This is a genomic window from Actibacterium sp. 188UL27-1 (assembly GCF_016901225.1).
GTDB lineage: Bacteria > Pseudomonadota > Alphaproteobacteria > Rhodobacterales > Rhodobacteraceae > 188UL27-1.
Window position 1 is genome coordinate 203301 of record NZ_JAFEUL010000001.1, and the last position, 20263, is coordinate 223563.

Here is a 20263-nt window from a genome sequence, read left to right on the forward strand (position 1 = left end):
GGCTTTACCGAATGGGTCCGCCGCGCTACACCACGCTCCGGGGTAACGGGAGAGCGACCATGGCCAACGATCTGTTCAACAGCTTCATGACCGGACCGGATGAAAAGGGCCGGTTTGGCCAGTTTGGTGGGCGGTTCGTGTCGGAAACGCTGATGCCGCTGATCCTGGATCTGGAGGCCGAATACGAGAAGGCCAAGACAGATGACAGCTTTTGGGCCGAGATGGACGACCTGTGGACCCATTATGTGGGCCGCCCCAGCCCGATGTATTTTGCCGAACGCCTGACCACGCATCTGGGTGGCGCCAAGATCTACATGAAGCGGGATGAACTGAACCATACCGGCGCGCACAAGATCAACAACGTGCTGGGGCAAATCTTGCTCGCCCGCCGGATGGGCAAAAAACGCATCATCGCGGAAACAGGTGCGGGGCAACATGGCGTGGCCACCGCCACGGTCTGTGCGCGGTTTGGCCTGCAATGCGTGGTTTATATGGGTGCCCATGATGTGGAACGTCAGGCGCCGAATGTGTTCCGCATGAAGCTGTTGGGCGCCAAGGTAGTGCCCGTCACCTCTGGCCGGGGCACCCTGAAGGACGCCATGAACGACGCCCTACGCGACTGGGTCACCAATGTCCGCGACACATTCTATTGCATTGGCACCGTGGCAGGCCCGCATCCCTATCCCGCCATGGTCCGCGACTTTCAGTCAATCATCGGTAAGGAAGCCAAGGCGCAACTGCAGGAACGCGAAGGCCGGTTGCCCGACACGATCATTGCGGCCATCGGCGGGGGCTCCAACGCGATGGGCCTGTTCTACCCGTTCCTCGATGACAAGGAGGTTAACATCATCGGGGTCGAGGCTGGCGGCAAAGGTGTGAACGCCAAGATGGAGCATTGCGCGTCGCTCACCGGCGGTCGCCCCGGCGTGCTCCATGGCAATCGCACCTATCTGCTGCAGGATGACGATGGCCAGATCCTGGAGGGGTTCAGCATTTCCGCCGGGCTTGATTATCCGGGCATCGGGCCGGAGCATTCCTGGCTGCATGATATTGGCCGCGCGCGATATGTTAGCATCACTGACACAGAGGCGTTAGAGGCGTTTCAGCTGTGCTGCGAGCAAGAGGGTATCATCCCGGCATTAGAGCCCTCTCACGCTTTGGCCCATGTCATGAAGATCGCCCCAGACCTGCCCGCCGATCACCTGATCTGCATGAACATGTGCGGCCGCGGCGACAAAGACATCTTCACCGTCGCCAAGGCCCTCGGCGTCGAAATGGATGCTGGCGGCTGAAGTCGTGCGTGGTTGCTCGCCCAGCGGGCGCGCAAAATTGGCAATGCGTTATAAACGATCGGCCAGCTTAAAAAGGTGATCCTCGAACTCGGCGCACATGATGATTTCCACGGTTTCGGCGTCATAGAACGCATTGGACTCGCCGCAGCTTTCGACGGTGATCTGAAGGGGCGCCGATAGGCTCAGCATGGCGTTCAGATCTTCGACCTCCTGCGCCAAGATCTGCCCTGTTAGACTGTCGTCTCCGTCGAAAACCAGGGTTTCACCGGGCCCGCGATCGACGAGTTCATCCAGAACAGTGCCCCAACTCGCCTCAGCCTGATCGAATTCGAACGGGCACTGCTCCGCACGTTCCTCTGGCAGATCGAGATCTGCGGCTAAATCGGCACGCGCATCGGGGTCGCCGCCGTAGAAAATGCAGATCGTGTTATAGAAGCGCTGTTCGTCGGGGCCGTGTTCGTCCCACCAGGCCACGTCTTCTTCATTCTCAAAGGCTAGATCCGCCTCGGCCCAAAACCCGAATGAGACGTCGTAGGCCAGGTCCTGGGCGGTCTCTTCCTCGAACAGGGCATGGATCATGAAGATCGAGAATGTGTCGGCGGCATCCTCCTCCTGCCCAAAGATTGGGACGCCTTCCAGGTCGATCACCGCATGACCAAGCTCATGGTAAAAGATGCCAATGATGTTTCCCTCCACAAAGGCGTTCTGTTCCGCTTCCTCTGCCACGGCGGGACAGGCCAGCAACGCAAGGCTAAGCAACAGACGGGAAAGGCGCATGATCATTCTCGGTTTGTGACTGGCGAGCGCTTTGAAATATCCGCGAACAGGACAGCTTCGTCCAGGTGGTGCTTGGACGCTCATCGCCTGCCAGACTTTTCGAATATTGCGTGAGCGTGAAATATTGTTGCGTAGATGCAACAGGGCGACGTTGGGTCAAGAGTACCGTTGCTCGAATCCCACGCCCCCGCGTATTCAGCGCGTCTCAGACGTCGTGTTTGGACCCTAGCGGATGGAACTCGCGGTTCGTCCGGTGCGGGGTGGCACTGCCGCTGCCGTATGCCAGGGCCAAAGAGGCTAAGGGGATGGTTTTAGGTACCATTTGGGATGTAGCTCATCGGTAGAGCAGTAGACATTTAATCTACGTGGAGCGGGTTCAATTCCCGTTATCTTGACCAGGTACAGCGGCAACGCTGCAGGTTCGACTCCTGATCGCCCGAAAGGGCACCGGCCTTCCAAGCCGGACCGTATGAAAACGGTTCACATATTGGGTTCCGGGGTTGCCCCAGCAGGGGTGGCCTTGCGCTATGCGCGCCTTCGGGTGCGGGCGGCAACGGGCCTTCGCTGCTCTGCCCTTGGGCCGGGTGGCAGATGACGGCCGCGCAGCCTTGGGCCGGGCCGGGTGGATCTCGATCCGCCCCATGCCCCGCGCCAGGCCTGTAACGCCCGCTCTCTGTCGCTCCGCCCGACTGCATGGCGCGGGGCGGCCCCGGTTCTCTTTCCTGCTCGGTTCGGGGCATCACACCTGTCACCCAATTCCGGGTGCAACCCACTGACACAACAAAGGAGTTCGCGCTTTGCGACGACGATAGGACCAAAGGAACAGATCAATGACCAAAATCGAACGCATGATTAAATCGCTGCTTGGCTACAAACGCCTCATCATTTCCGAGACCGAACGCGCCCTGGTGCTGGACAAGGGACGTTTGACCACGATCCTGACCCCGGGTGAACACTGGATCAAACGTGATGGGACCGAGGTGACGATCTATCAGGTCAATGATCTTGAGTTCCAATCGTCCTATGAGGCCGCTTTGTTCCGCGAAAAGCCCGATTTGGCCGCGCAGCACCTGACGGACATCCGCACCGGGTCTGACGAGGTCGCCATCGTATCCCTCGACGCGGCTGCCCACCGGGTGATGGGACCCGATAAGCGGCTGATCTTTTGGACTGATGCCGGAGCTTGGACGGTCGAACGGTTGTCCCTGGTCGACGGGCACGGGATTGCGCCGAAGCTTGCACAACGGCTGATGCGCGCCGGATTGACGCCCAAGATGACCTCGACCGAGGTTAGCGACGGGAAGGTCGGTTTGCTGAGCGTCGATGGCGTGTTTCAGCGCAAGCTGGAGCCGGGGACCTACTGGTTCTGGAATGTCGGGCGCAAGCACCTGGTCAAGCTGGTGGACATCCGCTGGCAGGCGCATGAGGTCACGGGGCAGGAGATCCTGACCAAGGACCGCGTCACGATCCGGGTCAACCTGACGGCGGAGTATCGCGTGACCGATCCGGTCAAGGCGGCGACGGCGGTGAAGGACTTTGTCGAGGCGCTGCACCGCGCGCTTCAACTGGCCTTTCGCAAGACGCTGGGCGCCCTGACGCTGGACAAGTTGCTGGCGGATAAGGTGTCGGTCGATGCCGAGGCGGCCGGTCAGGTCCGGACCGAGATGGCCGAGATCGGGATCGAGGTCGGCGAGATTGCGTTGAAAGACGTGATCCTGCCGGGCGAGATGCGCGAGATCCTGAACCAGGTGGTCGCGGCGGAAAAGCAGGCCGAGGCCAACGTGATCCGGCGCCGTGAGGAAACGAACGCAACGCGTTCGCTTTTGAACACGGCCAAGGTCATGGCCGAGAACCCGGTGATGTTGCGGCTGAAGGAGCTTGAGGCCTTGGAGGCCATCGCCGGGAAAGTCGAACGCCTGACCGTGCACAACGGGACAGAGGGTCTGATGTCTGACATCGTCCGTCTGCGCGACTAAAAACAGGGCCAATCCGTCAGGATCGGGTTGGCCCATCGCATGTTTCCAGCGTGATGCGGCCTAAACTTCCGTTTAGCACCGGCTCTATGCTGGATAATCGTGCATGCCAAATTGTCATTCCCCCTCGTCAAATCGGGTCATTTCCGTCTAAACTGCCGTTTAACGCGTTCAATTAAGAGTTTAGCAGCTGGGCGTTAAACCTTTGGCGAATGGAGATTTTTACCAGCCAGTGCTTCTTTGTTATATCTACTCACGGATGCGGGCACCCAGATCAAGAACGGACAGCTTGTCATCAAAGGGCGCGCAACAGTTTTCGCCTTAGCCCTCCTTCTTGGATACACTGCGCAGGCGGGATTGGCGGTGGATGGCCCGCGACAGGCAGGGCGCATCCAGGTCGAATTGGCCAGCGTCGGCGCCCTGCTTGGTGACCACGACCATGACCGCGGTCGCGACGACGACGATCGTAGTGGAGATGACGATGACGACGAAAATGATTAAACTGACGCGGGATTGCGTCTGTAGGACAGTCCAACCGCCTTTGACAAGTAAGGTGAGGATTGCGTCATCCCGGGACTGCCCATGTTGAAGCGTCTGTTGATCGTCTTTGTTCTGGCCTTCGCCATTCCCGCGCCGATGGTGGCGCAGGCACAAAGCGGTGTCTCCCAGATCGAACGGCAATTGCAATCGCAGGGCTACACCTCAATCCGGGCCAGCCGCACGATACTGGGTCGCATTCGTATTGTGGCCATGCGGGGAGATACCACGCGCGAGATCGTCTATAATCCGTCTACCGGTGTCATCATGCGCGACTTTTCCCGCCGTCGCGGCGGTGGTAGCAGCGCAACAATATTGGATCCGGGAGATGACGACACCGGCAATCGTAGCCAAAGTGGCGGTCGGTCTGCGGGTGGTCGCGACGATGATGACGATGACGACGATGATGACGATGGCGGCGACGATGATGGCGGCGACGATGGCGATGATGACGGCGACGATTGATTGCGGTATCCGATCATGACTAGCCCCTATATCCTGGCTGCCGTCCTAATCATCCAAGTCTTTTGCGCCATCTTCTTTGTGTCTGACATCCTGATCTCGATCCTGGGATTGCCCATTGGGCCGATCAACTGGCAAGTGCATGAATTCATTGAGATCGGAGCAGCCCTTGGTCTAATCCTCGGGGTTGTCGTTGGGTTACTGGCGGTGCGTCAGGCCCGGCGGCGAACGGCCCGCGTTGAAGATCAGCTTCGCGCCGCGTCCGGTGCATTCCTGGAATTGCTGGAAGAGCGGTTCGCCACCTGGGGTCTGACGCCTGCGGAACGCGATGTTGCGCTGTTCGCGATCAAGGGCATGACAACCCAGGAAATCGCTAATTTGCGGTCCACGTCCGAAGGAACGGTCAAGGCGCAGACCAATGCGATCTATCGCAAGGCAGGTGTGAGCGGCCGGCCCCAATTGCTGAGCTTGTTCATTGATGATCTGATGGACGATGCCTTGGCACCGGCTCGCGCGTCACAACTGGCCGTCGCTGTAAAATAGCGCCTAGCGGACCGGTGGTTGAATTAGGAAAGCTCTGAAATCATTGACATTCGTGAGGGTCGGACCGGTCACGATCTGTGCCGTCGTCTTTTCAAAGAATGTGTGTCCATCATTGCGGTCCAGCGCCGATTGCGGGTCAATTCCGGTGTCCTTGGCGCGTTTGAGGATATCGGGCCCGATCAAGGCGCCTGCAACTTCCGCCGCGCCATCGACGCCATCGGTATCGCAGGCCATGGCCCATATTCCGGGTGCGGCTTGCAAGGAAATGGCGGCAGACAGCATCGCCTCTGCATTCGGGCCGCCGACACCGTCACCGCGGCGGGTCACTGTGCATTCGCCGCCTGACAACAGCAGGATCGGCGCGTCACCCGACGTCATGCGGGCTTGTAGGCCAAGCGCCATCCGGGCCTGTTCAGCCCCAAGATCGCGGGCTTCTCCTTCAAGGTCATCGGCCAGGATGCGGACGTCATACCCGTCCGCTTTGGCAAGTTCGGCCGCGGCGTCCAGCGACTGCGACGGTGCGGCGATGATGCGGGTGTCGCAGGTGGCCAGCCGCACATCACCGGGCTGCACGACGCCAGTTTGTCCGGCCAGAACGGCCTTGGCGCTGGGTGGCAGATCAATCGCCCAACGGTCGACAATGGCAAGCGCATCCTGCGGGGTCGACGGGTCAGCGACCGTCGGGCCGCTCGCGATGAAGGCCGGATCATCCCCCGCCACGTCCGAGATTGTCAGCGTCAGCATCCGCGCAGGATGTGCTGCCACTGCCAATTGTCCCCCCTTTACCGCGCTCAGATGTTTGCGCACGATGTTCATCTGGTTGATCGGCGCTCCGGACACCAAGAGCGCCTGATTGATCTGCTGCTTTTCCGACAAGGTCATGTCCCCGGCCGGCGCACAGAGCAGTGCAGAGCCCCCCCCCGATATCAGGGCAAGAACAAAATCGTCCGGCCCAAGACCATCCAGTATATCAAGCAGTTCGCGGGTGGCATCGACGCCTGCCTGGTCGGGCACGGGATGCGCGGCCTCGACGATGCGAATGCCCTGGCAGGGTCTTGCATATCCATAGCGCGTGATCACCAGCCCGTCGCAAGGCCCCCAGACCTGCTCCACCGCCTCGGCCATCCTGGCAGAGGCTTTGCCTGCCCCGATCACCACGACGCGGCCGGTTGGTTTCGGCGGCAAGGCCGCGGATATGCAAGCCATGGGGTCCGCGGCTTTGACCGCCTCGTCAAACATCCGGCGCAACAGATCCGGCGGCGTCATCCGAGTGTTCCGCCATGTTCTTTCAACACATCGAGCGGCACGATGTCCAAGGCCTTCTTGTGGGTCGCAGCCAGATTCACATGGGGGGCCACCCCCTCATCATGGGCCTGCAAGAACCGGCCCGCGCACAGGCACCAATGATCGCCTGGTTTCAGACCCGGAAAGCTGAATTCGGGCCGGGGTGTGGACAGGTCGTTGCCGACATATTTGGAATAGGCCAGAAACTCCGCCGTCATGACAGCGCAAACCGTATGGCTGCCGGCATCCTCAAAGCAGGTATCGCAAGATCCATTGCGAAAAAATCCGGTGACCGGATCCAGCGAGCATGGCATCAATGTGCCACCCAGAACGTTGGTCGATGCCTCTTTTTCCATTCCAGCTTCCCTTTGCGTTCGGTCGGGCATGGACAATATGCAAAGCATACATATCCCATACATACGATTTACAGTTCCGTGGGCCCAGTCCAGTCCAGCCAACGCCCGTGAAAATCCACCCGTGCCAATTCGCATGGCCCTCCTCCGGGCCAGATCTGCGCGGTAAGGGCCGCACCGCGGCCCGAATCCCACTCCATCGAGATATGAGCGAGCGGTTGACCTGATGTGGCGCGTTCACCGGCCTTGGCCAGAAGATCTGCACCGCGGGCTTGCAAGGCTTCCGGGAAATACTGCCAGGCGATGGTGTGATAGATGACCCGGGTTTCGCCCTCTTGCGGGCGGCTGAGTACATTTGCCAGCCATTCGATGGCATCGCCGCGATTTATGTGCGCGGGATGGGCCGCGGCTATTTGCATCGCGGCCTCTGTGCGCTCCATCCTGTCAAGCTGATCTGCCCAAAGGTAAGCGCGCAGGCGCAATTGATCGTCTGGATTGGTCGGGTCAAGCGGGTTCAGGTCGACCCCGCGCCGTGTCGTGATGCGTAAATCCGCAGGGGACGGGGCCGGTCCGGTCCAGTCGGGCGCGAGCTTGATCGGACTGTCTGCTGGGCCGAAATGTGCGTTGCCTGCGATCAGGTGGAACTGGTCGGCGCGCAGGTTCAACCCTCCACTGGTTCCCAGCTCATGCAGTGCCAGTGGCAGACCGGTTGCCCGGGCTACCATGTGAAAGGCGGGGATCAGAGCGGTAGAGCGGCGCACTTCGTTGGTCTGCGGAGCGTGGTCGAGCCACGCCATGAACCAGGCCTTATGCCGCGTCAGCGCGGTCTCTACCGCTGCCCATAGTGCATCATCGGTTGCGTCGTGGGGTGGGAAGACAGCCTTCAGGTCCGCATCGGCCTTGTTCAGGACCAGGGCATGCAATCCCCCACCGATGCGCAGCGGCACGCTCGCTCCGCCGGCGCTGGTATTGCCGGGCCAAGTCAGAATGCGGTCGGCCACGGACGTGCCTGGGGTCAGGCGCTCTGCAAAAAGTGCCATCAACCGTCCCATGAACGACGAGCCCAGTTTGGTGCAGCCGATGGACTGATCCGCGAAATCCTTAAGGATGTCCGTCATCGGAAGCGATCCGCAAGGCGCTGCAGCGCGGTTCGGTTGTCCGGATGGTCCGGTGTTTCGGGCGCGGCGGTTTCGGCCCGTGCCGCCGATTTTGGCTGCGTGGTCGAGGAGCGCGGCGGGTTGAGGCGCAAGGCAACGGCATTCATGAACCGTCCCGCATCCCCCCGGGCCAGGTCAGCTGCGCCATCGCTGATCCCGCGCATCAGATCGTCCAGCCAATCGTCATCCGCCTTGGGAAAATCGCGTAACACATAGCCCGGCACGGCATCCTTGTGGCCCGGATGCCCAACGCCCAGCCGCACCCGACCATACCCGTCGCCAAGATGGGCGTGGATCGAGCGTAACCCATTATGGCCCGCATGGCCGCCTCCCTGCTTGACCTTCACCTTTTGGGGCGCCAGGTCGATCTCGTCATGGAACACCATGATGTCGGCGGGTGATACCTTGTAAAACCGGGCGGTCTCGCCGACGGATTGACCGGATTTGTTCATGAAAGTCTGGGGCTTGAGTAGCAGGGTTTTTGTGCCGCCCAGGGTGCCTTCGGCCGTTTGTCCCTGAAACTTCGCACGCCAGGGGCTAAAGCCGTGATCGGATGCAATCCGGTCCAGGGCCATGAAACCGACATTGTGCCGGTTGCGGGCATATTTGGCCCCGGGATTGCCGAGGCCCACGAAAAGACGCATGGGGCCGGTCCTCTTACTCACGGGCGTTTTAGCCGTTGCGCGGGTGAAAAGACCAGAGCTACCGACGGATGAAGATAGCCGCGAGGGATCGTGCCCAAAGGAGCGCTGCCAGTGGGCCAGCGGTCAGGATCAGCCAGGCATTGGCTTCATATCCCGTTCGCGGGGTCGTCGCCGCCACGTAGGCGGCCAAGGCCGTGGCTGGCAGGATCAGGCTGGTCGCATAGCGTTTGAGGGGAATGCGGTCTCGTTCAAGCCTTGACAGTATGGCCAGCTTTCCCGTGCCGCGTTGGGCGTGGAGCGCCCAGATCGATACGCCGACCAGGGGCAGAAACGCCAACGAAACGGGAAAGGCCGCCAAAAGCGGTTGCAGGAGATAGGCGAGACCGGCAAGGCCGAGCCAGAGCTGATATTCGTGGTGGCCCGAAGGCAGATGCAGGGGGGCGAGCCGATCCAGCAGAAAATGTCCCAGCATGAAAGCGCCGTACCCGACCAGGAACTGGGCACCAAAGGTTTCCACCGGAGCCCAGCCCAGCCCGGAACTGTTCCAGATATACCCGCCCCAGATACCCAGGCCCGTACCGATGACCGCATTCAGGCTGGCCGCCCAGATCCAGCCACCCCTGGCCATGATCCGACGATAGAGGATCAAGCCAACGCAAACGGTAAGAAGCGCATGCCAGGCCAGGCTTGTCCACAGGATGGTGAAGGGAAGCGACCGGTAAAGCTCGGTCACCGGAACACCCTCCGCGATGAACCCGAACAGCCCCGCCGCCGCGAACAATCCGGCAATGCCCCCCACCCGGAACCGGGCCAGGCTGATCGCAAAAATCAGACCCATCAGGCCATAAACCGCCCCGAGTTCGACCAGAGCCGGGGTCAGCGCCATAGGATAGAACCACAATTCGGAAAAGCTGACGGTTATCAGGCCAAGCGCGGTGATGAGGATCACCCGGTGAAGAAGGCCTGTGAAGAGTGTGATCATGACCCCTCCCGCATGCATGTCGGTTGTAGAAAGCACAGCACCAAAGAAAAAGGGGCGCCACCGGCGCCCCCTTCGATTGGCAGTGATCGGTGCAAACTCAGCTTTCCGCTGGCGTCTCTTCGCCTTCGACTGCTTCATCGCCATCTTCGTTATCCGACGAGCGCAGACCGGACGGCGCGGTGATGTTGGCGATCACGAAATCGCGGTCAATGGTCGGTTTGGCGCCCGAGGGCAGTTCCACCATCGAGATTGTGGCCGTGTCGCCCACATTCATCTCCGACACATCCACCGTGATCTTTTCAGGGATATCACCCGCAGTCACGACCAGTTCGACTTCGGGCCGCACGGCCGTCAGAACGCCACCGCGTTTGATGCCGGGTGACACCTCTTCACCCACGAATTCAACTGGGATAAACAGGTTGATCTTAGTGGTGCGGCGCAGGCGCATGAAATCGACATGGGTCGGCAAATCCTTGACCACGTCACGCTGCACGTTGCGGCAGATGACGCGGACATCATCTTGGCCCTCGACCTTCATGTTGAACAATGTCGACAAAAAGCGACCTGCCTTGAGGCGCTTCATCAGCACATTGAAGGGGATGTTGATGGGCAGCGGATCAGTGCCGCCGCCATAAACGATGCCAGGTACGTGCCCGTCGCGGCGAGCTTGACGGGCGGCCCCCTTGCCTGTCCCCGTCCGTGCCGTGGCGACGAGATCCGGGATCTCTTCAGCCATGGTAATTCTCCTAAATTATGGGCTTCCTCCAAGGGTGTAGGCCCGGTGTGAGCAGTGGCATATAGGCGGCTTTGCCCCGTTTGGGAAGGGGCTATTTAGGCGTCGACGTCACGATCGCACCATCCGGAAAGACCCGGTTCCAGTGCAAGATGCGGTGATGGGCGCGCAAGCCGGTTGGCAGAAAGGATCGGCGCGGATCAAAGCCTCCAGCCGGTCAATGTCAGGTGGCCTGGACCAACCACATCCCACCGGCGGCGGTCTGGCCGTCAAAAAGTGGCCCTGCCGCTCAGATCTCCCCTGCGTTGGGTTAGTCCGACGGTCCCGTCATCGGCTTCGCGAGCGTGACAGCAGGGCCAGTATTGATCAACCTGCTATTGGTACCAGCACTTGCCCTTTTGCCGAAGCGGCACTCTGACCTGACGGTCGATCTGGTGCCCGAGGCGCGGGATTTGTCCCTGACACGGCGCGAAGCCGACCTGGCATTGCGGCTTGCCACCCGCATATCGGCGGAAGCAGTGTCAAGGTGCGTCATCTGGGTGATCTGAGCTTTGCGCTTTATGCCCGTGCGGATCTGGATGCCGCGGACCTGAACATCATCGGGTACGAGGCCGCGCGGGCCTCTGGCCCAGGCGCGTTGGAGCGCTGGGCAGGGCGCAAGAGCGGTGATTCGGATCAGTGATTTGGAAACCGCCCACCACGCTGTCTGCGCCGGTTTAGACAAGGTGCTGCTGCCGACCGCAATGGCCCGGACCAACCCCAGATTGGTGCAATACGATATGCCAGATGGGTCACCGTCGCCCACACGCCCCATTTGGCTGTTGCGTCATGTCGATCAGGCGGGGGATCCCGCTGTTGAGGCGGTGATCGACTGGCTCGACCCCCTCAGTTTTTGTTAGCTGGGCACATTAGGGAGCAGGTGAAATGGGCAAAATTCTGGTAACCGGCAGTTCGGGCCATCTGGGCGAGGCGCTCATGCGGGTCTTGTCGGATGAGGGGCAAGGTGTTGTGGGCCTGGACATCAAGCCAGGGCCGTTCACCGATGTGGTTGGTAGTATCGCCGACGCTGATTTGGTTGCTCAGGTCATGTCGGGGGTCGACGCCGTTCTGCATGCCGCAACTCTGCACAAGCCCCATGCCGCAACTCATGATCGCCGGGATTTCATTGAAGTCAATGTCGGCGGTACGCAAACGCTGCTTGATGCGGCTGTTGCAGCAAATGTTGGTGCGTTCGTCTTTACATCAACGACCAGTGCCTTTGGAGCTGCGCTGACACCGGCGCCGGGTGCTCCTGCCGCCTGGATCGACGAAACCGTCACGCCCGTTCCGCGCAATATCTATGGGGTCACCAAATGTGCGGCTGAGGATTTGTGCCAACTCACCCACCGTACCGACGGCCTGCCGGTGGTGGTGCTGAGGGTTTCGAGGTTCTTTCCGGAACAGGATGACAATGCGCAGATGCGCGGTGCCTATGCCGATGCCAATTTGAAGGCGACTGAATTTCTGTTTCGCCGGGTGGATATCGCAGATGTGGTGACGGCTCACCTTTGTGCGCTGCGTCACGCGGCCTCCGTCGGATTTGGCAAATACATCATCAGTGGGGCGACGCCGTTCAAACCAGATGATACATCCGCGTTGGCGCAAGATGCCCCGGCAGTTGTTGCGCAATACGTGCCGAATTTTCTGGAAATCTATGCTCAGCTTGGATTTCGGATGTTCCCGCATATCACGCGGGTTTATGATAGCGGCAAGGCCCAAGCCGACCTGGACTGGCAGCCACACCATGACTTCCGATCCGTTTTGGTACAGCTTGCCGCCGGCGAACTGATTGGCAGTGATCTGGCGCGCAAAGTGGGTGCCAAAGGATACCATGAGACGGTGTTTGCCGAGGGACCCTATCCGGTCGAATAACGCCTCTTGTACTGGCTCGCCCGATCGTTCAATGGCGTGGGATGGGAAGGTCTTCGACACTCTATATCTCGCGCAAACCGGCGACGGCCTTTGTGGTCATGGGCCTGTGCTGGGGGGCATTTGCGGCCTATGTCCCGCAGATCAAGGCCAGTGTCGGGGTAGGTGATGCGCTGTTTGGCGCAGTCCTGTCGATGGCCTCGCTCGGGTTGATTGCGGCCATGTGGGTCGCGCCACCGCTGGATGTGCGATTGGGGCGGCGCGGCATTGCGGTGGCGTCCGTGATCCTGGGCACTGCGTTTCTGTTGCCGGGCTTGTCCTATAATCCAGTCTTTCTGGGCGTGGCCATGCTGGCGGTCGCCTTGGCTTCGGGCTTGGCCGATATTCTGATGAACGCTCGGGTGAGCGAGTTGGAGGCGCGGCACAAACGATCACTGATGAATTTCAACCATGCCATGTTTTCCTTTGCCTATGCGGGGGGTGCTGTCTTTTCCGGCATCGGTCGCGCGTTCGAGACGCCGCCTATCGCGATATTCGGCCTCCTTTGGGTGGTGATTCTGGGGCTCAGCCTGGCGATGCAGACCCCGCGCTCCCCCCGTCGTAAAGAGGGGGAGGCGCGGCCCGGTTTACCGCTTGGCATCATTATTCCGGGTGGGTTGATCGTGCTGCTGGCTTTCATGGTGGAAGGTGCCACCGATACGTGGTCTGCTTTGCATATCGAACGTACCTTGGCCGGGGCCCCGACAGAGGGCGCGCTTGGCCCAGCGATGCTGGGCCTGACCATGGGCATCGGCCGCTATGCCGGGCAGGTGCTGAGCAACCGGATGCGAGACTCCGTTTTGCTCAGCGGGGCGGCGTTGCTGACGGCGTTGGGGGCAGGGATCGCAGCCTTGGCATCCGAGCCGTGGGTCGCCTATCTGGGATTTGGCACGCTGGGGTTAGGCGTGTCGGTGATCGCCCCCACGGCCCTGGCACTGACCGGTCGGCGCATCCCGCGTCAGGATCGGACGGTGGCTATCGCCCGCGTCTCGGTCATCGGCTTTTCGGGCTTTTTCGTCGGCCCTCCCATCATGGGGCTGGTGTCAGAGTTCAGCTCGCTACGCTACAGCTTTGCCGCGATGGGTGTGTTGATCCTTCTGGTTCTTCCACTGCTGATCCCATTGCGGCGGATCTAGTAAATCACATATCGTGCCGATACCGGTTACAATCGACGTGCCGGGATCTAGCGGGGTTTACTTGTTGTTTATGTTTTCGTCTGTCGTTGCCTGCGGCTCGTGAGGGTGAGGGCGACCAGGGCTGAGCCGAAGAGAAGCAGGCTGGCCGGCAGCGGGACGGGTGCAACAAGGGTACGCAGTTCGCCAAGCGTGTAGGTGACCTCCGGGTTATCGGCGAACGCAAAGACCTCGAAATCGAGGAAGGAGAGGCGAGCGCGTTGGTTATCTTCATCCTGGAATAGCAGATCGATGAAGGAACCGCCGCCAGTCTGGAATTTCAAATCGTCAATTCCAACCGAAAAGGTGACCGTGTCGATGTCCGCGCCGCCGTCGAAGATGCCGTCGAAAACCCCGCCATAGAGGATGTTGCCACCACCGGCGATGTCGACAAAGGCCAACATGTCATCCCCGCCTCCGAACAGGGCGGACCCAAAGATGCCCTGCTGCCGGTCGCCGCGCAGCCCTTTATACTCATCGAAAATCGTGACCCGTTCCACGCCATCGCCAAGGTTTAGCGCGGGGCCCCCACGTCCTTCGATCCGGCCAGAACTGTTGATCTCAGCCGTCCCTGTGGAGGTCGATGTATCAATACCGACCCCGCCTGAAACGTGGCCAAGTACATCAATGGAAGCCCGCGAAGTGTGGTAATATGGTGCATCTCCCTTCAGGCGTATGCCTGCCTCGGACCCGGAAACGTCGGACACCGTGATCGCAATCTCGCCGGACACCCTATTGTCTACGACGATGCCATCTCCGTTGTTACCGATGACGGCCCCTGCCGTTGTATCCAATCGTGACAGATTGCGTTCACCGGAGTAGCCGTACAGCCTGATGCCATTTGAACCACCAACGACATCTGCCGTGGTGATATCAAATGTTCCGGAAAATCCGCCATCTAACGCGATCCCTGATCTTGTTTCACCAATCACCGTTCCTGCGGTTGTATCGATAACCTCGGAACCCTGATTGTAGTTCACGATATTAAGACCTCTCGTTCGGCCTGTAACATCGCCCGTTTTGATCAGGGCGTCGCCCCCACCGCCACCGACGTCAATGCCTATGCCGTTTGTCGCTGTGATCGCGCCTGCGGTCGTATCAATCTGAGTTCCAGAATAAACGCCGGCACCGGTTCTGATCCCAAATTCTGCACCAACCACGTCGGCAGTTATGACATCGATATAAGTCCCATCAGGACCGCCGTAGTAATTGATGTCAGAATGAAATGCCGAAATGCCCGTACCGGTGACCCCAGTAACAGTCCCCGCAGTCGTATCGATTTCGATCGTGCCGAATGTGGCTGGCGAACTTGCATTGATACCATCAGAAGAGCCGGCGACATCGGCAGTACTAATTTTGATGTCACCGCTTTGTCCGATTATGCCGGAGCCCCCTGTTCCCGTCACGGTACCGGCTATGGTATCAATTCGTAGGCTTGCTTTGTATCCATCAGCATCTTCATCGATTGCTTCAATTCCAGAATAACCGATCACATCCGCAGTGGTGATCGTAACATAGTCTCTTTTGACAGCCGCGCGGATCCCGGTGCCGTCGAGCGACTTGAGTGCTCCATCTGCTGTGTCTATTTGAATATCGTTAGGCAATGAAAACATAGGCGATGCAGTTCCGATTGTCTGGATACTGATCGCATGATCTGAGGCCCTGATATTACTAGTGGTGACTTCGATTTTCTGATTTTCGTCTAGCAGATAGACATAAGCTTCGATGCCTCTGCCTCCTGACTGCGTGGAGTCGAGGCCGAAGTCGGGGGCACTGGTGATCGTGACATCCCCCACGATGGGACCTACGCTTTCGGTAACATCTGTGGTGACACCTGCCGGTCCACTGCACAGATATGTGCCAGCTGCCCCCGTCGATGCAGCACATGTCCCGGCTTGAGTGATGCGGCTATAGCCGCCGGCCAGGGTTCCGGCGGCGAGGCCAATCGCCAACCGGCCAAGGGCGGTGCTGGCTGAAAGGGAGCTTTGGATGGACTGGTTCACCTTGAAATCAGACATGGGCAATCTCCTTGGGTTAGATTTTGGAGGGCTCGGTCGGAGGCGCTTTCGCGCGGTCTTGGTGCGTAATCAGGTTGGGAAGTTCCGGCGCATTTGGGCTCACGGCCATGGGGCAGGTGAGGCCGGGGAAAACCTCAACATCATAGATTTCAGCCACGGGACCATCGAGGCGCAGCCAGTCCAGACAGGCGCCGCTGGTCAGGTCGATCACCTGCACCCCGCACCACGCCTCGCTATCGGCCGCGTGCAGACGGTCGTCCAATGCCAGCCCTTCGAACCGGTTGTAGCGGGGCTTTGACAGTCCCACGAACGCAAAGTCCCCCGCAAAACTGAGCCCGCGCAGGAAGCCGGGGCAAAAGGCGATGGGCTCGAACTGGCCCGGACCATCGGTCCCATCCGGTAGGGCGACCCGGCCAAACTCCCCGGTTCCTGCATTCAGTACGTAAAGAATGCCGTTATGCAGCCGGGGGCTGTGGGGCATCGACAGGCCCTCGCAAACGATCTGGCCCGTCGCCACATCAATGACCACGCCGCCATCTGCCCGCCGGTCCCGCCAGCCATCAATGGTGTTCGACCGGCTGACAGCAGTGGCATAGGCGGGCTGGCCCTCCCGCATCGCCAGCCCGTTCAGGTGGCAGCGATCCTCATCAATAATGACGTCGATGAAAGGCGGCTGCCAGATTGCGCGGAAACTGTCGCGCGGATCGACGGTGGCCAGGCAGTTGAAGCGGGTATTGACGAAAATCGGCGTGCCATCCGCGCCGATTCCGACATCATGGCCCTCCAGCCGCCCGGTTATATGGATGATCCGGGGGGCGAAACAGGCGTCAAAGATCTGGTTGGCACGTTCGCCCGGGCGCAGGACATTCTCAAACCGGAGGATCTGCCCACCTGCCGACAGGACAAGCCGCCCATCTTTGGCGTCATATCGCAGCCCCATGGGCCTCGGCATGGCGGATTGGTGAATGTGCAAACCGCGATCGGTTCGCCCGGCCAAATAGAGCAACCCGGATTGATACGATGTAAACCCAACCGCACAGCCCAAAGCCGCCAACCGGCTAACAAAACCACCCGACGCCGAGAACTTAGTCTCCTGTGCAACATCGGGCGTGGTTGTTTCTGAAGCGCTTGACAAGGCAATGATCTCAAAAGGTAACTGTTGAAATTAAACATGAATTACCCCACGGCCAAAAGACCTAGATTTGGTATCCTGTCGGCCCAACTTTGTGCCGGTGACTTTCCTGATCCGCAGAGTGTGATCTGTGGTTGAGTGCAACGTATCAGCATGGGGAGAATTCCTGGCGCGGCCAGACAGACCTGCCCTTTAGCGCGGCCAGCGAAGCCTTATGGCCTATTCGTAAGGCATCAAGCAACGCTTTGCTGCTTGATATGTCGAAGAGACGTTTCGCGTTGGATCACAAAGCGATAACACTGTCGGTAAAAGTGGAGATGTTTGTGAAGACGCAAGTTGTGATTGTTGGTGGTGGTCCGTCGGGGCTTCTTTTATCCCAACTCCTCCATATGCGCGGTATTGACTCGGTGGTTCTGGAGCGTCGGACCAAGGACTATGTTCTGGGCCGCATTCGCGCCGGTGTGCTGGAACGGGGTTTGACGGATCTTTTGCGAGAGGCCGGGGTGGCGGACCGGATGGACCGCGAAGGGTTTCCGCACCATGGAACACTGATCTCCTATGGGGACGAGATGTTCCGCATCAATTTCTCTGAACATACCGGGCACATGGTCACCGTTTACGGTCAGACGGAAGTGACGCGCGATTTGTACGAAGCACGCGAACGGTCGTGCGGTGCACTGCTATTCAATGTGGATCATGTCGTCATTCAGGATGCAGATAGCGACGCGCCCCATGTGACATATGAGATTGCAGGCGTATCACACCGAATCGATTGCGATTTCATCGCAGGTTGTGACGGATTTCACGGTGTCAGCCGGGCAACTATCCCATACAGGGTGCGGAGCGAATATGAAAAGGTCTATCCATTTGGTTGGCTTGGCGTCCTGTCAGAGACCCCACCGGTGAATGACGAATTGATCTATGCGACCTCACCCGCGGGGTTCGCCCTATGTTCCATGCGCAATAGCAATCTGAGCCGCTATTACATCCAATGCTCGGTCGATGAGGATGCTGCGAACTGGTCCGATGACGCGTTCTGGGCTGAGTTGAAGCGCCGGATACCCGCCGCTCAGGCCGATGCGTTGGTGACCGGCCCAAGCATCGAGAAATCTATCGCGCCTTTGCGATCTTTCGTGACAGAGCCCATGCAGTGGGGACGCTTGTTTCTGTGCGGGGATGCGGCGCATATCGTGCCACCGACGGGGGCAAAGGGGCTCAACACTGCGGCATCCGACGTGCATTATCTATATCATGGGCTGCGCCAGTTTTACGAAACCGGTATCAGCGATGGTATTGATGCCTACTCACACAAGGCGCTGGCCCGGGTTTGGAAGGCCGAACGTTTTAGCTGGTGGTTTTCTTCCTTGCTGCACAGATATCCAGACCAGACCGCGTTCGATATCAAAATGCAGATCGCGGAGCTGGAATTCCTGCGCTCTAGCCCCGCCGCGCAGAAAGCGATGGCTGAGAATTACGTGGGTTTGCCCTATTGATGATGGCAGTGATGGCGCAGAAATGACGGAGCATGCCGATGACTGATCGCAAAACCCGCGGAATGGCCGCGCGGAGATTGGTTTTGGGCGATGATCATGTGGACAGGGCCGCTGTCGGCACAACCGCCTTTGACGAACCCTTTCAGACCCTGATCACCGAAGGAGCCTGGGGTACGTTGTGGGCGGATGACACGATCTCCCACCGGGACCGCTCCCTTTTGACGCTGGCCCTGCTGGCCGCGACGGCCAGTTTCGATGAAATTCCGATGCATATCCGAGCGACCGCAAGAACGGGAGCCAGCCCGTCGGAGGTTATGCAAGCCCTTCTGCATGTCGCTGTCTATGCCGGTGTGCCGAAGGCCAACCATGCGATCAAGTTGGCCAAACAGACCTATACCGAGATGGGAGTTGAGCTGTGATCGCCTCCTTCTATCCGCGGGACCGACACCGGCATCCCCAGGCTTTGACACCGGATTACAAAAGCTCGGTCACCCGGTCGCCGCGCTATCCGCTATTGAGCATCGACCAAACCACCAGTGAGCGGACGGGGCCTACCTTTGGCCATGGCGATATCAATCCGGGCGATAACGATCTGCTTTTGAACCATGCCCAGACCGGGGACCCGATTGGCGAGCGGATCATCGTCCATGGCCGTGTTCTGGATGAAAACGCCAAACCTGTTCCGGGCGCCCTGATCGAGATTTGGCAAGCCAATGCCGGGGGGCGATATCGGCACAGAAACGACCGTTACCTGGCGCCGATTGATCCCAATTTCGGGGGATGCGGGCGAACATTGACCGATGATACCGGAGCATATGCCTTTCGGACGGTCAAACCCGGCGCCTATCCCTGGCGCAATCATGGAAACAACTGGCGGCCCGCCCATATCCATTTCAGTGTTTTCGGCACCGCGTTTTGTCAACGACTGATCACGCAGCTTTACTTTGAAGGGGATCCGTTGATTTCCCTGTGCCCGATCGTGCGATCGATCGCAGATGAAGCCGCCATTGCGGCATTGACCGCTCGTTTGGACATGAAGACCACAGCGTCCTTTGATGCCATCGCGTATCGGTTCGATATCATCCTGCGCGGACAGCCGGCGACACCGTTCGAACATCAATTGGAGGGCAATTGATGCCAGGCTTGGCCGATGATCTGCATGAAACACCATCGCAAACGGCGGGGCCCTACGTGCATATCGGGCTGACACCTGATGCGGCGGGCATCAGCATCTATGGCGGTGATTTGGGGGGTGCCATCGCTGGCCCCGCGTCGCCGGGTGAGCGCATTCGGGTCGAAGGGGTCATCTTTGACGGGACCGGCACGCCGATCACGGATGCTTTGCTGGAGATCTGGCAGGCCGATGCATCGGGCCTCTATCCCAAGCCTGGCGCACAGACGGATGATGACTTTCGCGGATGGGCGCGCGCCATTACGGATTTCACAACCGGGCTTTGGCATTTTGAGACTGTAAAACCCGGCCCGATAGTGGAGGGCAACGGAGCCACCCAAGCCCCCCATATCAACCTCTGGATCGTGGCACGGGGTATCAATATCGGGCTGAACACGCGGATCTATTTTGCTGACGAGGCCCAGGCCAATGAAAGCGATCCGGTTTTGAACATGATCGAATGGGGCAGCCGCCGTGCAACGCTGATGGCCCATCGTCACTGCGACACGCCTGTCTACCGCTTTGACATCCGGCTACAGGGCGAGGACGAGACGGTGTTTTTCGACGTCTAAACCGGCCTGTTGGCAGCGTGG

General features: G+C 59.6%; 22 protein-coding genes and 1 tRNA gene. 14 read left to right on the forward strand and 9 right to left on the reverse strand.

Annotated elements, in window-relative coordinates; all coding sequences use genetic code 11:
* The first annotated feature begins 59 nt into the window (after positions 1–59).
* On the forward strand, positions 60–1292 hold the full coding sequence (gene trpB, locus IU397_RS01065; protein WP_204409714.1) for a tryptophan synthase subunit beta: 1233 nt from the start codon (positions 60–62) through the stop codon (positions 1290–1292).
* Between the two features lie 48 nt (positions 1293–1340).
* Here the strand turns inward: trpB and IU397_RS01070 are convergent, their stop codons facing one another.
* The gene (locus IU397_RS01070; RefSeq protein ID WP_239479520.1) at positions 1341–2069 is read right to left on the reverse strand and encodes a DUF4344 domain-containing metallopeptidase; all 729 of its coding nucleotides are present in this window, start codon (positions 2067–2069) and stop codon (positions 1341–1343) included.
* 323 nt (positions 2070–2392) lie between these two features.
* On the opposite strand from IU397_RS01070, the gene IU397_RS01075 reads away from it, so the two are divergent.
* The 5 genes from IU397_RS01075 to IU397_RS01095 all read left to right on the forward strand — a co-directional run bounded on the left by IU397_RS01075 (position 2393) and on the right by IU397_RS01095 (position 5584).
* Positions 2393–2467: transfer RNA gene (locus IU397_RS01075), tRNA-Lys, on the forward strand.
* Positions 2468–2899: 432 nt separating this feature from the next.
* Positions 2900–4045, forward strand: a complete 1146-nt coding sequence (locus IU397_RS01080; RefSeq protein ID WP_239479521.1) for a slipin family protein — start codon at positions 2900–2902, stop codon at positions 4043–4045.
* 237 nt (positions 4046–4282) lie between these two features.
* Positions 4283–4543, forward strand: coding sequence for a hypothetical protein (locus IU397_RS01085; RefSeq protein WP_204409724.1), 261 nt, complete (start codon positions 4283–4285; stop codon positions 4541–4543).
* Between the two features lie 81 nt (positions 4544–4624).
* The gene (locus IU397_RS01090; RefSeq protein WP_204409726.1) at positions 4625–5044 is read left to right on the forward strand and encodes a hypothetical protein; all 420 of its coding nucleotides are present in this window, start codon (positions 4625–4627) and stop codon (positions 5042–5044) included.
* Between the two features lie 15 nt (positions 5045–5059).
* Positions 5060–5584, forward strand: coding sequence for a helix-turn-helix transcriptional regulator (locus IU397_RS01095; RefSeq protein ID WP_204409728.1), 525 nt, complete (start codon positions 5060–5062; stop codon positions 5582–5584).
* A gap of 3 nt (positions 5585–5587) precedes the next feature.
* Here the strand turns inward: IU397_RS01095 and IU397_RS01100 are convergent, their stop codons facing one another.
* From IU397_RS01100 to IU397_RS01125, 6 genes are all read right to left on the reverse strand, one after another.
* Positions 5588–6850 carry a glycerate kinase gene (locus tag IU397_RS01100; protein ID WP_204409731.1) on the reverse strand — a complete coding sequence of 421 codons (1263 nt, stop codon included), beginning with the start codon at positions 6848–6850 and terminating at the stop codon, positions 5588–5590.
* Positions 6847–7224: a DUF2237 family protein gene (locus IU397_RS01105; RefSeq protein WP_204409733.1), complete on the reverse strand. Its 378-nt coding sequence runs from the start codon at positions 7222–7224 to the stop codon at positions 6847–6849. The genes IU397_RS01100 and IU397_RS01105 overlap by 4 nt, the downstream gene beginning before the upstream one ends.
* A gap of 68 nt (positions 7225–7292) precedes the next feature.
* Positions 7293–8339, reverse strand: a complete 1047-nt coding sequence (locus IU397_RS01110; protein WP_204409735.1) for a DUF2332 domain-containing protein — start codon at positions 8337–8339, stop codon at positions 7293–7295.
* The gene (pth, locus tag IU397_RS01115) at positions 8336–9022 is read right to left on the reverse strand and encodes an aminoacyl-tRNA hydrolase (RefSeq protein ID WP_204409737.1); all 687 of its coding nucleotides are present in this window, start codon (positions 9020–9022) and stop codon (positions 8336–8338) included. The genes IU397_RS01110 and pth overlap by 4 nt, the downstream gene beginning before the upstream one ends.
* Before the next feature lie 58 nt (positions 9023–9080).
* The gene (locus IU397_RS01120) at positions 9081–10004 is read right to left on the reverse strand and encodes a hypothetical protein (RefSeq protein ID WP_204409739.1); all 924 of its coding nucleotides are present in this window, start codon (positions 10002–10004) and stop codon (positions 9081–9083) included.
* 97 nt (positions 10005–10101) lie between these two features.
* A complete protein-coding gene (locus IU397_RS01125) occupies positions 10102–10740 on the reverse strand; it encodes a 50S ribosomal protein L25/general stress protein Ctc (RefSeq protein ID WP_204409741.1) in 639 nt (212 codons plus the stop codon).
* 523 nt (positions 10741–11263) lie between these two features.
* On the opposite strand from IU397_RS01125, the gene IU397_RS01130 reads away from it, so the two are divergent.
* Genes IU397_RS01130 through IU397_RS01145 form a run of 4 tightly spaced genes read left to right on the forward strand, consistent with a single transcriptional unit; the run spans position 11264 to position 13820 of the window.
* On the forward strand, positions 11264–11419 hold the full coding sequence (locus tag IU397_RS01130) for a hypothetical protein (protein ID WP_204409743.1): 156 nt from the start codon (positions 11264–11266) through the stop codon (positions 11417–11419).
* Positions 11361–11636 (forward strand): LysR substrate-binding domain-containing protein, encoded by a 276-nt coding sequence (locus IU397_RS23760; RefSeq protein WP_204410559.1) that lies wholly within the window; start codon positions 11361–11363, stop codon positions 11634–11636. The genes IU397_RS01130 and IU397_RS23760 overlap by 59 nt, the downstream gene beginning before the upstream one ends.
* A gap of 25 nt (positions 11637–11661) precedes the next feature.
* The gene (locus tag IU397_RS01140) at positions 11662–12648 is read left to right on the forward strand and encodes an NAD(P)-dependent oxidoreductase (RefSeq protein ID WP_204409745.1); all 987 of its coding nucleotides are present in this window, start codon (positions 11662–11664) and stop codon (positions 12646–12648) included.
* A 41-nt stretch (positions 12649–12689) separates the two neighbouring features.
* On the forward strand, positions 12690–13820 hold the full coding sequence (locus IU397_RS01145) for an MFS transporter (protein ID WP_204409747.1): 1131 nt from the start codon (positions 12690–12692) through the stop codon (positions 13818–13820).
* A 68-nt stretch (positions 13821–13888) separates the two neighbouring features.
* On the opposite strand, the gene IU397_RS01150 is transcribed toward IU397_RS01145, so the two are convergent.
* Both IU397_RS01150 and IU397_RS01155 read right to left on the reverse strand, forming a co-directional pair.
* Positions 13889–15874 (reverse strand): hypothetical protein, encoded by a 1986-nt coding sequence (locus tag IU397_RS01150; protein WP_204409749.1) that lies wholly within the window; start codon positions 15872–15874, stop codon positions 13889–13891.
* 16 nt (positions 15875–15890) lie between these two features.
* Positions 15891–17009, reverse strand: coding sequence for a TIGR03032 family protein (locus IU397_RS01155; RefSeq protein ID WP_204409750.1), 1119 nt, complete (start codon positions 17007–17009; stop codon positions 15891–15893).
* A 320-nt stretch (positions 17010–17329) separates the two neighbouring features.
* Here IU397_RS01155 and pobA point away from each other — a divergent pair, with 320 nt between their 5' ends.
* From pobA to pcaG, 4 genes are read left to right on the forward strand one after another with little or no spacing between them, the layout of a single operon-like run.
* Complete coding sequence (pobA, locus tag IU397_RS01160) at positions 17330–18499, forward strand: 4-hydroxybenzoate 3-monooxygenase (RefSeq protein WP_204409752.1); 1170 nt, start codon at positions 17330–17332, stop codon at positions 18497–18499.
* Between the two features lie 38 nt (positions 18500–18537).
* The gene (gene pcaC / locus IU397_RS01165; protein ID WP_204409754.1) at positions 18538–18918 is read left to right on the forward strand and encodes a 4-carboxymuconolactone decarboxylase; all 381 of its coding nucleotides are present in this window, start codon (positions 18538–18540) and stop codon (positions 18916–18918) included.
* On the forward strand, positions 18915–19634 hold the full coding sequence (gene pcaH, locus IU397_RS01170) for a protocatechuate 3,4-dioxygenase subunit beta (RefSeq protein WP_204409756.1): 720 nt from the start codon (positions 18915–18917) through the stop codon (positions 19632–19634). Before pcaC ends, pcaH begins: the two co-directional genes overlap by 4 nt.
* Positions 19634–20242, forward strand: a complete 609-nt coding sequence (gene pcaG / locus IU397_RS01175) for a protocatechuate 3,4-dioxygenase subunit alpha (protein WP_204409758.1) — start codon at positions 19634–19636, stop codon at positions 20240–20242. The genes pcaH and pcaG overlap by 1 nt, the downstream gene beginning before the upstream one ends.
* The last annotated feature ends 21 nt before the right edge of the window (positions 20243–20263 follow it).

Coding starts and splice junctions, on each gene's coding strand:
- IU397_RS01105 (WP_204409733.1), bottom strand. CDS start 7,224: ATGGAAAAAGAGGCATCGACCAACGTTCTGGGTGGCACATTGATGCCA.
- pcaC (WP_204409754.1), top strand. CDS start 18,538: ATGACTGATCGCAAAACCCGCGGAATGGCCGCGCGGAGATTGGTTTTG.
- IU397_RS01150 (WP_204409749.1), bottom strand. CDS start 15,874: ATGTCTGATTTCAAGGTGAACCAGTCCATCCAAAGCTCCCTTTCAGCC.
- IU397_RS01070 (WP_239479520.1), bottom strand. CDS start 2,069: ATGCGCCTTTCCCGTCTGTTGCTTAGCCTTGCGTTGCTGGCCTGTCCC.
- trpB (WP_204409714.1), top strand. CDS start 60: ATGGCCAACGATCTGTTCAACAGCTTCATGACCGGACCGGATGAAAAG.
- IU397_RS01140 (WP_204409745.1), top strand. CDS start 11,662: ATGGGCAAAATTCTGGTAACCGGCAGTTCGGGCCATCTGGGCGAGGCG.
- IU397_RS01090 (WP_204409726.1), top strand. CDS start 4,625: ATGTTGAAGCGTCTGTTGATCGTCTTTGTTCTGGCCTTCGCCATTCCC.
- IU397_RS01110 (WP_204409735.1), bottom strand. CDS start 8,339: ATGACGGACATCCTTAAGGATTTCGCGGATCAGTCCATCGGCTGCACC.
- IU397_RS01125 (WP_204409741.1), bottom strand. CDS start 10,740: ATGGCTGAAGAGATCCCGGATCTCGTCGCCACGGCACGGACGGGGACA.
- IU397_RS01095 (WP_204409728.1), top strand. CDS start 5,060: ATGACTAGCCCCTATATCCTGGCTGCCGTCCTAATCATCCAAGTCTTT.
- pcaG (WP_204409758.1), top strand. CDS start 19,634: ATGCCAGGCTTGGCCGATGATCTGCATGAAACACCATCGCAAACGGCG.
- IU397_RS01145 (WP_204409747.1), top strand. CDS start 12,690: ATGGGAAGGTCTTCGACACTCTATATCTCGCGCAAACCGGCGACGGCC.
- IU397_RS01080 (WP_239479521.1), top strand. CDS start 2,900: ATGACCAAAATCGAACGCATGATTAAATCGCTGCTTGGCTACAAACGC.
- pth (WP_204409737.1), bottom strand. CDS start 9,022: ATGCGTCTTTTCGTGGGCCTCGGCAATCCCGGGGCCAAATATGCCCGC.
- IU397_RS01120 (WP_204409739.1), bottom strand. CDS start 10,004: ATGATCACACTCTTCACAGGCCTTCTTCACCGGGTGATCCTCATCACC.
- IU397_RS01100 (WP_204409731.1), bottom strand. CDS start 6,850: ATGACGCCGCCGGATCTGTTGCGCCGGATGTTTGACGAGGCGGTCAAA.